The organism is Pseudomonas hunanensis (genome assembly GCF_013393325.1).
Taxonomy (GTDB): Bacteria; Pseudomonadota; Gammaproteobacteria; order Pseudomonadales; family Pseudomonadaceae; genus Aquipseudomonas; species Aquipseudomonas putida_P.
This window is the reverse complement of the sequence record NZ_QJRC01000032.1, coordinates 1-576: the sequence shown is the minus strand read 5'-3', so window position 1 is coordinate 576 and position 576 is coordinate 1. Positions and strand designations below refer to the sequence as shown.

General features: G+C 61.3%; 1 protein-coding gene. It reads right to left on the bottom strand.

The window, feature by feature from the left end; genetic code table 11:
* On the bottom strand, nucleotides 1-576 hold a 576-nt coding region (locus DM807_RS00260; protein WP_342356447.1), incomplete at both ends, for an immunoglobulin-like domain-containing protein.

Below are 576 nucleotides of genomic sequence, written 5' to 3'. Positions count from 1 at the left end.
GCTCGTACTTGACGCTGGTGTCGCCGGCTTTGATGGTGACCGTGGCATTGTTGCTCAGGGTCACGACCAGGTCGTGGTCCAGTGGCTGGTTGACGTGCACGGTGAACGTCGGTTTGACGTTCTCGGCGACCGAGGCTTGGTCGGCGCTGATGGTGACCTTGACCAGGTCGCCCTCGTTGGTGCCGCCTGGGCTGCCTGGGGTACCTGGCTCGTCGGTAACGGTGGTTTTGACCTCGGTTTTATCCAGGGTCAGTTTCTCGAACTTGTCGACATCCACGCCTTCAACAGTCGCGATCGATTTGATCACAGGGTCGTTGGTGCCGGTGTAGACGTTGTCCGGCGCGATGACCGTGACCGAACCGGTGGTGCCGTTGGCCGGCACGGTGATGACGGTCTTGCCGTCGCTCAGCGTGAAGGTCAGCGCGCCGTGGTTGTTGATCAGCAGGCCATCTTTGTTGGTCAGCGTGATGGTGTAGGTGATCTCGCCGCCTTCGGTGACCGATGGAGTCGCGGTCAGTTTCGCGATCACTTCGTCGGTGGTGTCGGTGACATCCACTTTCGCCGCGCCGCCCAGCT